The sequence below is a fragment of the Streptomyces sp. LN549 genome (genome assembly GCF_043203805.1).
Lineage (GTDB): Bacteria > Actinomycetota > Actinomycetes > Streptomycetales > Streptomycetaceae > Streptomyces.
Genome location: NZ_JAZHRI010000002.1, coordinates 6,040,373 through 6,052,858, shown reverse-complemented (window position 1 = coordinate 6,052,858; position 12,486 = coordinate 6,040,373). Strand labels below are relative to the sequence as shown.

The window sequence follows — 12,486 nt, the reverse complement described above, 5'->3', positions numbered from 1 at the left end:
GAGTGGGCGGTTCCGGGCCGGGGCCGGGTCGGGGCCGCGCCGTGGCCTCAGCCGTTGATCTGTCACCATTCCCCGGGGGACCGTTCGCCGGCGAGCGGTACTCGTTTGGAGTTTGCGACCAGGGGACGGATGGGACCGCGCAGTGCGGGGCTACGAACGCCAGGAGAGCCACCGAGCTGAAGACGACCATCTCTCGCGGTTCGAAGCCGAGATGGACCGGCTGAAGACCGACCGGGAGAAGGCCGTCCAGCACGCCGAGGACCTCGGTTACCAGGTCGAGGTCTTGCGTGCCAAGCTGCACGAGGCCCGGCGCAGTCTGGCGACCCGTCCCGCCTACGACAGCGCGGACATCGGTTACCAGGCGGAGCAGTTGCTCCGTAACGCCCAGATCCAGGCCGACCAGCTGCGCAACGACGCCGAGCGCGAGCTGCGCGACGCCCGCGCGCAGACGCAGCGGATCCTTCAGGAGCACGCCGAGCACCAGGCGCGGCTCCAGGCCGAACTGCACAACGAGGCCGTACAGCGCCGCCAGCAGCTCGACCAGGAGCTGGCGGAGCGCCGCCAGACCGTCGAGTCGCACGTCAACGAGAACGTGGCGTGGGCCGAGCAGCTGCGTGCCAGGACCGAGTCCCAGGCCCGCAGGCTGCTGGAGGAGTCGCGGGCCGAGGCCGAGCAGGCGCTGAGCGCCGCCCGTGCCGAGACCTCGCGGCTGGCCGACGAGACGCGGCAGCGTCTCGGCTCCGAGGCCGAGGCCGCCCGCGCCGAGGCCGAGTCGATCCTGCTGCGCGCCCGCAAGGACGCCGAGCGGATGCTGGGCGCCGCCTCCAGCCAGGCGCAGGAGGCCACCGCCCACGCCGAGCAGCTGCGTACGTCGACGACGGCCGAGACCGAGCAGACCCGGCAGCAGACCACCGAGCTGAACCGGGCCGCCGAGCAGCGCATGCAGGAGGCCGAGACTCAGCTGCGCGAGGCGCGCGTCGAGGCCGAGAAGGTGCTGTCCGAGGCGAAGGAGGCCGCGGTCAAGCGGCTGGCCGGCGCCGAGTCGCAGAACGAGCAGCGCACCCGTACCGCCAAGTCGGAGATCGCCCGGCTGGTCGGCGAGGCCACCAAGGACGCCGAGTCCCTCAAGGCGGAGGCCGAGCAGGCGCTCGCCGATGCCCGTGCCGAGGCGGACCGGCTCCGTTCCGAGGCGGCCGACACCGCGCGCACCGCCGCGGCGGAGGACGCCGCGGCCCAGCTCGCCAAGGCGGCCCGTGCCGCCGAGGAGGTGCTGACCAAGGCGTCCGACGACGCGAAGTCGACCACCAGGGCGGCGAGCGAGGAGGCCGACCGGATCCGCCGTGAGGCGGAGGCGGAGGCGGACCGGCTGCGCGGCGAGGCCGCCGAGCAGGCCGACCAGCTCAAGGGCGCGGCCAAGGACGACACCAAGGAGTACCGGGCCAAGACGGTCGAGCTCCAGGAGGAGGCACGCAGGCTGCGCGGCGAGGCCGAGCAGCTGCGTTCCGAAGCGGTCGCCGAGGGCGAGCGGATCCGCGGCGAGGCCCGCCGCGAGGCCCTCCAGCAGATCGAGGAGGGCGCGAGGACCGCCGAGGAGCTGCTGGCCAAGGCCAAGGCCGACGCGGAGGAACTGCGCGGCGCCGCGGGCACCGAGAGCGAGCGGGTCCGCAACGAGGCCACCGAGCGGGCGGCGGCGCTGAAGAAGCAGGCGGAGGAGGCCCTTGAGCGGGCCCGCGCCGAGGCCGAGGAGTTGCGCACCGAGTCCGAGGAGCAGGCCCGGGCGGCGACGGCCGCTGCCGAGCAGGCGGCGGCGGAGTTGCGCCAGGAGACCGAGCGCGCGATCACGGCCCGGCAGGCGGAGGCGGCCGACGAGCTGACCCGGCTGCACAGCGAGGCCGAGACCCGGGTCACCACCGCCGAGCAGACGCTGGGCGAGGCGCGTACCGACGCGGAGCGCATCCGGCGCGAGACGAACGAGGAGTCCGAGCGGCTGCGCGCGGAGGCCGCCGAGCGGCTGCGCACACTCCAGGAGCAGTCCGAGGCCGAGGCCCAGCGGCTGCGCGACGAGGCCGCGGCCGACGCCGCTCAGTCCCGTGCGGAGGGCGAGTCCGTCGCCGTGCGGCTGCGCAGCGAGGCGGCCGCCGAGGCCGAGCGGCTGAAGACCGAGGCGCAGGAGAATGCCGACCGGGTGCGTTCGGAGGCCGCGGCGGCCGCCGAACGCGTGGGCACCGAGGCCGCCGAGGCGCTGGCCGCCGCTCAGGAGGAGGCGAACCGGCGCCGCCGCGAGGCCGAGGAGACCCTCGACGCGGCACGTGCCGAGGCGAACCAGGAGCGCGAGCGGGCCCGCGAGCAGAGCGAGGAGCTCCTGGCCTCCGCCCGCAAGCGGGTCGACGAGGCGCAGGCCGAGGCCCAGCGCCTGGTCCAGGAGGCGGACGCGCGGGCGACCGAGATGGTCTCCGCGGCCGAGCAGACCGCCCAGCAGGTACGGGATTCGGTCAGCGGGCTCCAGGAGCAGGCCGAGGCGGAGATCGCCGGGCTGCGCTCCACCGCCGAGCATGTCGCGGAGCGGACGAAGTCCGAGGCGCAGGAGGAGGCGGACCGGGTCCGCTCCGACGCCTACGCGGAGCGGGAGCGGGCCGGCGAGGACGCGGCCCGGGTCCGGCGGGTGGCGCAGGAGGAGACCGAGGCCGCGACGGCGATGGCCGAGCGGACCGTGTCCGACGCGATCACGGAGTCGGAACGACTGCGTGCCGACACCGCGGAGTACAGCCAGCGGATGCGTACCGAGGCGTCCGACGCCCTGGCGTCCGCCGAGCAGGACGCGTCGCGCAGCCGGGCCGAGGCCCGTGAGGACGCCAACCGGATGCGGTCCCGGGCCGCAGAGCAGGCCGACACCCTGGTGTCCGAGGCCACGGCCGAGGCCGATCGGGTCCGCGCCGAGGCGACGCAGCAGGCGGCCAGGCTCGGTGACGAGGCGGCAGATGAGGCCGAGCGGCTGCGCGCGGAGGCGTCGGCGACCGTCGGTTCCGCGCAGGAGCACGCGGCCCGTACCCGCGAGGAGTCCGAGCGGCTGCGCGCCGACGCCGAGGCGGCGGCCGAGCAGATGCGCGCCGAGGCCCGCCAGGAGGCGGACCGGCTGCTGGACGAGGCACGCGAGTCCGCATCGAAGCGCCGTGCCGACGCCGCCGAGCAGGCGGACCAGCTCATCAACAAGGCCCAGGAGGAGGCGCTGCGCGCTGCCACCGAGGCCGAGGAGCAGGCCGACACGATGGTCGGGGTGGCCCGCAAGGAGGCCGTGCGGATCACCTCCGCGGCGACCGTCGAGGGCAACACCCTGGTGGAGCGGGCCCGGACGGACGCGGACGAGCTGCTGGTCGGTGCGCGCCGGGACGCCACCCAGATCCGGGAGCGGGCCGAGGAGCTCAGGACGCGCCTGGAGAGCGAGATCGAGGAGCTGCACGACCGTGCCCGGCGCGAGACGTCCGAGCAGATGAAGACGGCCGGCGAGCGCGTCGACAACCTGATGAAGGCGGCGACCGAGCAGCGCGAGGAAGCCGCGGCGAAGGCCAAGGAACTGCTGGCGGACGCCAACTCGGAGGCGAGCAAGGTCCGGATCGCCGCCGTGAAGCGGGCCGAGTCGCTGCTCAAGGAGGCCGAGCAGAAGAAGGCCAGCCTGGTGCGCGAGGCCGAGAAGCTGCGCGCCGACGCCGAGGCCGAGGCCAAGCGGACGGTGGACGAGGGCCGGCGCGAGCTCGATGTCCTGGTTCGCCGGCGCGAGGACATCAACACGGAGATCTCCCGTGTCCAGGACGTCCTGGAGGCGTTGGAGTCTTTCGAGACCCCCGGGGCGGGCGGTAAGGGCGCGGGCGCCGGTCCGCCGGGCGGCGCCAAGGCCACGGCCGCGGCGGGCACTCGTGCGGGTGGCAAGCAGTCGGATGGGTAGTAGCCCGGTGCTCCTCCATGGTCCGGCAAGGCCGTTCAACGGTCCGGCAAGGACGTTCAACCCTCCGAGTGGCAAGGGTTACGGGGGTCAGCCACTCAAAAGGGGTGTCATTCTCCAGATCAAACGGGCATCTGCTCGATGACACGCCGTTCTGGCGCCTAGGATTCCCTCTATCACCTCACCGGTCTCACTTCGACAGGAACCCCATGAGTGACCCTTCCTCCCCCTTCGGCTTCGAGCTCGTGCGGCGTGGTTACGACCGCGGTCAGGTGGATGACCGCATTACCAAGCTCGTCGCCGACCGTGATAGTGCTCTCGCCCGCATCACGTCTCTGGAAAAGCGCATCGAGGAGCTCCACCTCGAGACGCAGAACGCCCAGGCCCAGGTGAACGACGCGGAACCGTCGTACGCCGGTCTCGGCGCGCGTGTGGAGAAGATTCTCCGCCTTGCCGAGGAGGAGGCCAAGGACCTGCGTGAGGAGGCCCGTCGCGCCGCCGAGCAGCACCGCGAGCTCGCCGAGTCCGCCGCCCAGCAGGTGCGCAACGACGCCGAGACCTTCGCCGCCGAGCGCAAGGCCAAGGCCGAGGACGACGGTGTCCGCATCGTCGAGAAGGCCCAGGGTGAGGCCACCACGCTGCGCTCGGACGCGCAGAAGGACGCGGCCCAGAAGCGCGAGGAGGCCGACGCCCTCTTCGAGGAGACCCGCGCCAAGGCCGCCCAGGCCGCCGCGGACTTCGAGACCAACCTGGCCAAGCGCCGCGACCAGTCGGAGCGCGACCTCGCGTCCCGTCAGGCCAAGGCCGAGAAGCGTCTGGCCGAGATCGAGCACCGCGCCGAGCAGCTCCGCCTGGAGGCCGAGAAGCTCCGCACGGACGCCGAGCGCCGCGCCCGCCAGACGGTGGAGACCGCTCAGCGTCAGGCCGAGGACATCGTGGCCGACGCCAACGCGAAGGCCGACCGGATCCGCAGCGAATCGGAGCGCGAGCTGGCGGCGCTCACCAACCGCCGCGACTCGATCAACGCGCAGCTGACCAACGTCCGCGAGATGCTGGCGACGCTGACCGGTGCCGCCGTGGCAGCCGCCGGCTCCCCCGCCGACGAGGAGCCCGCCACCCGCGGCGTCCCGGCCCAGCAGACCCGCTGACCCCCCGGCTGGTCCCACTCCTGCGCGCCCGGTTCCACCTTTGTGGTGGCGCCGGGCGCGCGGCCGTTCTAGCGTGAACGCATGATCGAGCTTGATGGCCTCACCAAGCGCTTCGGCAACAAGGTTGCCGTCGACCAGTTGTCATGCCGGATCAGACCGGGGATGGTGACGGGTTTTCTGGGACCCAACGGGGCGGGCAAGTCCACCACGATGCGGATGATGCTCGATCTCGACAACCCCACCAGTGGATCGGTGCGCATCGACGGCAAGCACTACCGCGAGCTGTCGGAGCCCCTGAAGTACATCGGCGCACTGCTGGACGCCAAGTCGATGCACGGTGGTCGCAGCGCCTACAACAACCTCCTCTGTCTCGCCCAGAGCAACCGGATCCCGGAGAGCCGGGTGGCGGAGGTCCTCGACACCGTCGGCCTGACCGCGGTGGCGAAGAAGAAGTCCAAGGGGTTCTCCCTCGGTATGGGGCAGCGCCTGGGAATCGCGTCGGCGCTGCTCGGCGATCCCGAGATTCTGATGTTCGACGAACCCGTCAATGGTCTGGACCCCGAGGGAATTCACTGGATCCGCAATCTGATGAAGGCACTCGCGGCAGAAGGCCGGACGATCTTCGTCTCCTCTCATCTGATGAGTGAAATGGCCCTGACCGCAGACCATTTGATCGTGATCGGGCAGGGCCGGCTGCTCGCCGACACCTCGATGGCCGACTTCATCCATCAGAACTCCCGCAGTTATGTGCGGCTGCGCTCCCCGCAGCAGGAGCGGCTGCGGGACGTCCTGCACGCGGAGGGCATCGTCGCGGTCGAGTCGGGCAACGGCACGCTGGAGATCGACGGCGCCACCACCGAGGCCCTGGGCGAGCTCGCTGCCCGGCACACGATCGTGCTGCACGAGCTGAGCTCCCAGCGGGCTTCGCTGGAGGAGGCGTTCATGCAGATGACGGCGGACTCGGTGGAGTACCACGCGCACTCGGAGCGCGGTGCCGCGCCGCCGCCGGTCGGACCGCACTGGGGCGATCAGTGGAACCAGCCGGCCGGCGGCACCCCGGGGGCTCCCGGCGGTTCCGGCGGTTCCGACGGTTCCGACGGTTCCGACGGTTCCGACGGTTCCGGCACCGGAACGGGGGTGTGACGGCGATGGCATCGGTACCCGCGGTCCTGACCTCCGAATGGACCAAGATCCGTACGGTCTCCTCGACGACCTGGACGCTGATCTCCGCGTTCGTCGTCACCGTCGCGATGAGCGCCGCGCTCTGCGCGGTGATGAACTCCCAGTTCGACGACCTCTCCGACGCGGAGCGGGCCACCTTCGACCCCACGTTCATCAGCTTCTCCGGGATGATTCTCGGCCAGCTGGCGATGGTCGTCTTCGGTGTCCTGGTGGTCGGTACGGAGTACAGCTCCGGCATGATCCGCACCTCGCTGGCGGCGGTGCCGCAGCGCGCCACCTTCCTCTTCAGCAAGATGCTGGTCGCCGGAGTGCTGGCCCTGGTCGTCGGGCTGGCCACCAGCTTCGTCTCGTTCTTCCTCGGTCAGGCCCTGCTCGGTGACCACAGCACCGACATCAGTGCGGACAACGTGCTGCGCGCGGTCTTCGGGGGCGGCATCTACATGGGGCTGATCGCGATCTTCTCCATGGGCGTGGCCGCGATGCTGCGCAGTTCCATGCTGTCGCTGGGCATCCTGATGCCGTTCTTCTTCCTGGTCTCGCAGATCCTGTCGGCCGTCCCGGGCGCCAAGAGCGTCGCCCAGTACTTCCCCGACCAGGCCGGTTCCAAGATCATGCAGGTGGTGCCCGACGCGATGAACAGCGATCCGGCTCCGTACGGGCCCTGGGCCGGGCTGCTGATCATGGTCGCGTGGGTGGCGGCCGCGGTGATCGGCGGTTTCCTCGTACTCAAGAAGCGCGACGCCTGACGGGGTGCCGCGGATCCCGGTCCGCGGCACCGGACGGGACTCGCCCGGTAACGACTTGGCCGGAACCGTCAAGGCCTGGATATCCTCCTAACTCTTACGGGGGGCGTGCGGCCGACGTGCCTGTGCCCCGACGACAGATAAGTCGATGGGGCTGGAGCATGATCGAGGCAGTCGGCCTGACCAAGCGCTATGGCGCGAAGACGGCCGTGTACAACCTTTCCTTCCAGGTACGGCCCGGTGCCGTCACCGGGTTCCTCGGTCCCAACGGGTCGGGCAAGTCGACCACGATGCGGATGATTCTCGGCCTGGACCGGCCGACGGCGGGCCGGGTGACCATCGGCGGGCACGACTTCCGCAATCTGCCGAACGCACCGCGCCAGGTGGGTGCGCTGCTCGATGCCAAGGCCGTGCACGGCGGGCGCAGCGCCCGCAACCACCTGCTCTCGCTCGCCCAGCTCGCCGGTATCCCGGCCGCCCGGGTCGACGAGGTGCTGGGCGTCGTCGGCCTCCAGCAGGTCGCGCGGAAGCGGTCCAAGGGGTTCTCGCTGGGCATGGGGCAGCGCCTGGGCATCGCGGCCGCGCTGCTGGGCGACCCGCAGGTGCTGCTCTTCGACGAGCCGGTCAACGGTCTCGACCCGGAGGGCATCCTCTGGGTCCGGAATCTGATGAAGATGCTGGCCTCCGAGGGCCGGACGGTCTTCGTTTCCAGCCATCTGATGAGCGAGATGGCCCTCACCGCCGACCATCTGATCGTGATCGGCCGCGGCCAGCTGATGGCCGACATGAGCGTCACGGACTTCATCTCGGCCAACTCCGCCGATTTCGCCCGGGTCCGGGTCCCGGACGAGGGGCCCGAGCAGCGGGAGAAGCTCACCGCCACGCTCACCGAGGCGGGTGGCCAGGTGATGTCGGAGCCGGACGGAGCCCTGCGGATCACCGGGCTCCGGCTGCCGCGGATCAGCGATCTGGCCCATGAGGCCGACGTCCGGCTGTGGGAGCTCTCGCCGCACCGGGCCTCGCTGGAGGAGGCGTACATGCGGATGACCCAGGGCGCCGTGGACTACCGCTCGACGGCCGACCACGTGGCCCATCTGCAGGCACCGCCGCCGCCCGGCGGGTACGGGCCGCAGCAGGGGTACGCGCCGCCTCAGCAGAGCATTCCCGAGATGCCGCAGCAGGGCTGGTACGCCCCGCCGCCGCCCGGACAGAACCCGTATGCGGGCACTCAGGCACCCGCGGCCCCGGCAGCGGCACCGGCCTCGGCCGCTCCTGCGGCACCCGCCCCGGCTCCCGTTCCCGCCCCGGCAGCGCCCGCCGGACCCCCCGCAGACCTGACCAAGAGCGACACCAGCGAGGACTCCCGATGACAACGCCGTCCACGCCGCCGACGCCGCAGGCGCCGTACCAGCAGCAGGCGTACCAGCAGCCCCCCGCTCCCCAGCAGCACGGGCAGGGCATGCAGGCCGGCTACTACACCTCGCCGATCCCGGTGCGTCCCGCCACCCTCGGCGACGCGATCGCCTCCGAGTGGACCAAGATCCGTTCCGTGCGCTCCACGATGTGGACGCTCGGCGTCATGATCGTGCTCCTGCTCGTCATCGGGGTGCTCTCGGCGGTCACGGTCAGCGCCTCCGACACCGACCTCGGCGGCACTCCGGTGCTCAGCCTCGGCTTCTTCGGGGTGCTCCTGGGGTCGATCTGCGTGATCACCCTCGGTGTGATGACCATCGCGTCGGAGTACGGCACCGGCATGATCCGTACGACGCTGACGGCCTCCCCGAGCCGGGCCCGGGTGCTCAGCGCGAAGGCCATCGTCTTCTTCCTGCTCACCTTCGTGCTGACGACCGTGATGACCACGATCGTCGCCCTGCTCCAGACGTCCATCGTGGACGCCGAGGCGCCCACCGGTGGCGAGTGGCTGCGCAGCACCGTGGGGGTCGGCCTGTACATCGCGACGCTGGGGCTGCTCTCGCTGGCGATCGGCGCACTGATCCGGCACTCGGCCGGGGCGATCACCATCATGATCGGCGTGGTGCTGCTGCCGCTCGTGCTGGCCATCTTCATGTTCGCCAGGTCTCTGGAGTCGCTCCGGGAGTGGCTCCTGGAGTACTCGATCCCCAACCAGCTCAGCATCTTCTACGACAACTCGGTCTCCTCGTCCGGCGGGCCGTCCGGCTGGGATCCGCTGTGGATCATGCTCGGCGTGACCGCCGTGGCCCTGGGCTGCGCCTACCTGGCGATGAACCAGCGCGACGTCTGACCCCGGCGGCCGTTCAGTGCCGAGGCGCGTTCCTGGACCGCTGCACCCGCGTGGTGCGGCGGTCCTTCGCGTTCCAGCACGCCTTGTGCCAGTGCCTGCGGTCGTCGATCCCGCCGTACTCGGACCAGGCCACCAGGTGCGGGATGCCCGAAGGGATCTCCTGGTCGCAGCCGGGGCACCGGTAGCGCTTGCCCGCCGCGCTCGCGCCGCTCACCGGGCGGACCGACCACTCCTCGCCCTGCCACTCCTCCGAGCGCCCTCCGCCGCCGTACCGGTCCCCCGCCGCGCTGGCGCTGTCGGTGGGACTCTCGCCGCCTCGGGGGCGGTTGCGGCGCGGGGACACGTGACACCTCACGGGGCAGACTGGGCAGTTCCCGACCAGCGTAGGGCCATTCGGCGGGGGCAGACGTTCCGCACCGCCCGGGGCGGGACGGGTTAGCGGAAAATCGCAACAACTTCCCCTCGGACCGTGCCTTTGGCACGTGTCAGACGTTGTTGCCAATAGGGGAGAGCCGCGTCGGCCGCAAGGAGGTATCTGGCGATGCGTGTGGGAACGTTCGTACTGGCAGCCCAGTTCCCGGGACAGGGTCCGGGTGAGGCGCTGCATCGCGCGATCCGGTCCGCCGAGGTCGCGGAGGAGTCCGGCCTCGACTCGGTCTGGCTGGCCGAACATCATTTCGTACCGTACGGGGTCTGCCCGTCCGCCGTGACGCTGGCCGCGCTGCTGCTCGGCCGCACGCGCAGAATCCGCGTCGGAACGGCGGTGAGCGTGCTGCCGACCCAGCATCCCGTGGCCCTCGGTGAGCAGGCCGCGCTGCTCCACCTCACCAGCGGCGGCCGGTTCACCCTCGGCGTCGGCCGGGGCGGTCCCTGGATCGACCTGGAGGTGTTCGGCGGCGGCCTGGAGGCGTACGAGAACGGCTTCCCGGAGTCTCTGGGGCTGCTGCTCGACTGGCTGCGCGAGGCACGGGTGGCGGGCCTCGGGGAGCGCTACGGCTTCCGCGAGGTGGCGGTGGTCCCCCGGGCCGACGAGCTGCTCGACAAGGAGAGCGGCGAGAGCCCCGGCGGCCCCGAGGTGATCGTCGCGTGCACCTCGCCGAAGAGCGTGAAACTCGCCGCCGAGAACGGCTTGCCGATGCTGCTCGGGATGCACTGCGGCGACGAGGAGAAGGCCGAGATGGTCGCTCTCTGGCGCTCCTGCGCCCTCGCCGCCGGCCGTTCGCCGGAAAGCGTACGGGAGGCGGGGCACGTGTCCGCGGGCGTGGCCCAGATCGCGGACCGCACCGACGACGCCCGGGAGACGCTCGTGAAGGCGATGCCCGGCTGGCTGCGGCAGGGGCTGGGCGCTCATGTCACGGTCGACGGCCGGCACCGGGTGATGCGCGATCCGGTCGCCTACACGGAGCTGCTGTGCGGGCTTCATCCGGTGGGCCCGCCCCGGCTCGCGGCCGACCGCCTCGCGGCCACGGCGGAGCGCACGGGCATCACCCGCTTCGCGCTCCTGGTGGAGGGTTCCGGAGATCTCGTGGCCACGGAGGAGAACGTAGCGCGGCTGGGCACCGAAGTGCTGCCGCTCCTCGAATGACCCCCGCACACCGGTTTCACGGTGTACGTACGGGAGCTGCCGCCCCGGACCAGTTGCACCTCCCGCGGCCCGGAACGGCAGCAGCAGACGTCAGCAGTCCCGTAGTTCGGGCGACTGGTTGAGCAACTGGCCCCTCACCGAGGTGAATCGGGCCAGCCGGTCGTCGACCGAGGCGTCCAGCGGGAACACCGCGACGCGGTGGCAGTTCTGGAATGCCAAGCGCACCCCGAAGTGCCGCTGCAGCGCGCCGCGTATCGCATCACTCGCGAGCGCACGCAGCAGCTGACCACGTGCCTGCTCGTTGGGCGGCGGCGTCTGGTTGTCGGCGAACTCCCCGCCGTCGACCTTCAGCTGAGCCACCAACGAGCTGATCATCTCCCATGCGTAGGGCAGGGAGGTCCGGACGCAGTCGACGAAGTCGGCTTCGTCGACCTCGCCTCGCTCGGCCTGTTCCAACAGCGCCGGTGAGACGTCGAGCGACATGGGTTCTCCTCTCGCGACCCCGACGGAGGGCCGGGGCCTTACGGGCAGGGAAGCAGGACGGCGACGCAGCGTGCACGCACGGCGACCTCCTGCATCCACGGTAAGGGCGCAGTCCGGGCCGCACCAGGAGATTGGGAACACAACCGGCCAATAACGAAGGGGTTCAAAGAGGGGCAAGCCAGAAAGCGTCACTCCGGGACGGGGATGGAGTGACGGGTGGGTGAATCGCGTCGAGCACCTGTCGTCGAGTAGCGTTGCCGACCATGCGTCTCGTCATCGCCCGCTGCTCCGTGGACTACGCGGGCCGGCTCACGGCCCACCTGCCCTCCGCTCCCCGTCTGATCCTGGTGAAGGCGGACGGGAGCGTGTCGATTCACGCCGACGACAGGGCGTACAAACCGCTCAACTGGATGTCGCCGCCCTGCACCCTGAAGGAGGGCGCCGATGACACCGCGGGCGTCTGGACCGTGGTGAACAAGGCGGGCGAGAAACTGATCATCACGATGGAGGAAATCCTCCACGACTCGTCCCACGAGCTGGGAGTCGACCCCGGCCTGATCAAGGACGGCGTGGAAGCACACCTCCAGGAACTGCTCGCCGACCGGATCGAGACGCTCGGCGAGGGCTACACCCTCATCCGCCGCGAGTACTTCACGGCCATCGGCCCCGTCGACATCCTGTGCCGTGACGCCGACGGGCAGACCGTGGCGGTCGAGCTCAAGCGGCGCGGCGACATCGACGGTGTGGAGCAGCTGACCCGCTACCTTGAGCTGCTCAACCGCGATCCCCACCTGGCACCGGTGAAGGGCATCTTCGCCGCCCAGGAGATCAAGCCCCAGGCCCGCGTCCTGGCGACGGACCGCGGCATCGGCTGCGTGGTCCTCGACTACGACGCGATGCGTGGCATCGAGGACGACAAGCTCAGGCTCTTCTGACCGGTCGGGTCCCCGGGACCCGTCGGGCCCCCTGAGACCCGCCCGGCACCTTCAAGTCCGCCGGGCACCTTCGAGCCCGTCCGGCGATTGAGGACGGAACCCTCTCCGCGGAGACCGAGGACACCCCCGCCGGACGGGCGCGCACACCAGGCCCGTCCGGCCTCTCGAGCCCGTCCGGCGATTGAGGACAAGGCGCCCACCGGGAGCGCG

10 protein-coding genes are annotated in these 12,486 nt (G+C 71.2%); 8 read left to right on the top strand and 2 right to left on the bottom strand.

What is annotated here, in order from left to right; genetic code table 11:
- Window positions 1-142 precede the first annotated feature (142 nt).
- From scy to SH922_RS27600, 6 genes are all read left to right on the top strand, one after another.
- On the top strand, window positions 143-3,940 hold the full coding sequence (gene scy / locus SH922_RS27625) for a polarized growth protein Scy (protein ID WP_393060516.1): 3,798 nt from the start codon (window positions 143-145) through the stop codon (window positions 3,938-3,940).
- A gap of 206 nt (window positions 3,941-4,146) precedes the next feature.
- A complete protein-coding gene (locus tag SH922_RS27620) occupies window positions 4,147-5,085 on the top strand; it encodes a cellulose-binding protein (protein ID WP_326657919.1) in 939 nt (312 codons plus the stop codon).
- Between the two features lie 81 nt (window positions 5,086-5,166).
- Entirely contained in the window at window positions 5,167-6,228 is a 1,062-nt protein-coding gene (locus tag SH922_RS27615) for an ATP-binding cassette domain-containing protein (RefSeq protein ID WP_393060515.1), read from the top strand.
- 5 nt (window positions 6,229-6,233) lie between these two features.
- Window positions 6,234-7,013 carry an ABC transporter permease subunit gene (locus tag SH922_RS27610; protein WP_393060514.1) on the top strand — a complete coding sequence of 260 codons (780 nt, stop codon included), beginning with the start codon at window positions 6,234-6,236 and terminating at the stop codon, window positions 7,011-7,013.
- Between the two features lie 158 nt (window positions 7,014-7,171).
- A complete protein-coding gene (locus SH922_RS27605; RefSeq protein ID WP_393060513.1) occupies window positions 7,172-8,380 on the top strand; it encodes an ABC transporter ATP-binding protein in 1,209 nt (402 codons plus the stop codon).
- Window positions 8,377-9,273 carry an ABC transporter permease gene (locus SH922_RS27600; RefSeq protein ID WP_393060512.1) on the top strand — a complete coding sequence of 299 codons (897 nt, stop codon included), beginning with the start codon at window positions 8,377-8,379 and terminating at the stop codon, window positions 9,271-9,273. Before SH922_RS27605 ends, SH922_RS27600 begins: the two co-directional genes overlap by 4 nt.
- A gap of 13 nt (window positions 9,274-9,286) precedes the next feature.
- Here SH922_RS27600 and SH922_RS27595 read toward each other — a convergent pair whose 3' ends face one another.
- Window positions 9,287-9,616: an ATP/GTP-binding protein gene (locus tag SH922_RS27595; protein ID WP_393060511.1), complete on the bottom strand. Its 330-nt coding sequence runs from the start codon at window positions 9,614-9,616 to the stop codon at window positions 9,287-9,289.
- A gap of 198 nt (window positions 9,617-9,814) precedes the next feature.
- Between SH922_RS27595 and SH922_RS27590 the strand changes: the two genes are divergently transcribed.
- Window positions 9,815-10,858, top strand: a complete 1,044-nt coding sequence (locus tag SH922_RS27590) for an LLM class flavin-dependent oxidoreductase (RefSeq protein ID WP_393060510.1) — start codon at window positions 9,815-9,817, stop codon at window positions 10,856-10,858.
- 90 nt (window positions 10,859-10,948) lie between these two features.
- On the opposite strand, the gene SH922_RS27585 is transcribed toward SH922_RS27590, so the two are convergent.
- The gene (locus SH922_RS27585) at window positions 10,949-11,341 is read right to left on the bottom strand and encodes an SCO5389 family protein (protein WP_136328739.1); all 393 of its coding nucleotides are present in this window, start codon (window positions 11,339-11,341) and stop codon (window positions 10,949-10,951) included.
- Between the two features lie 263 nt (window positions 11,342-11,604).
- Here SH922_RS27585 and nucS point away from each other — a divergent pair, with 263 nt between their 5' ends.
- The gene (gene nucS, locus SH922_RS27580) at window positions 11,605-12,276 is read left to right on the top strand and encodes an endonuclease NucS (RefSeq protein ID WP_326657926.1); all 672 of its coding nucleotides are present in this window, start codon (window positions 11,605-11,607) and stop codon (window positions 12,274-12,276) included.
- The last annotated feature ends 210 nt before the right edge of the window (window positions 12,277-12,486 follow it).

Excerpts from the sequence above, each read along its gene's own strand:
- SH922_RS27620 (WP_326657919.1), top strand. The coding sequence starts at position 4,147 with ATGAGTGACCCTTCCTCCCCCTTCGGCTTCGAGCTCGTGCGGCGTGGT.
- SH922_RS27615 (WP_393060515.1), top strand. The coding sequence starts at position 5,167 with ATGATCGAGCTTGATGGCCTCACCAAGCGCTTCGGCAACAAGGTTGCC.
- SH922_RS27610 (WP_393060514.1), top strand. The coding sequence starts at position 6,234 with ATGGCATCGGTACCCGCGGTCCTGACCTCCGAATGGACCAAGATCCGT.
- SH922_RS27605 (WP_393060513.1), top strand. The coding sequence starts at position 7,172 with ATGATCGAGGCAGTCGGCCTGACCAAGCGCTATGGCGCGAAGACGGCC.
- SH922_RS27600 (WP_393060512.1), top strand. The coding sequence starts at position 8,377 with ATGACAACGCCGTCCACGCCGCCGACGCCGCAGGCGCCGTACCAGCAG.
- SH922_RS27590 (WP_393060510.1), top strand. The coding sequence starts at position 9,815 with ATGCGTGTGGGAACGTTCGTACTGGCAGCCCAGTTCCCGGGACAGGGT.
- SH922_RS27585 (WP_136328739.1), bottom strand. The coding sequence starts at position 11,341 with ATGTCGCTCGACGTCTCACCGGCGCTGTTGGAACAGGCCGAGCGAGGC.
- nucS (WP_326657926.1), top strand. The coding sequence starts at position 11,605 with ATGCGTCTCGTCATCGCCCGCTGCTCCGTGGACTACGCGGGCCGGCTC.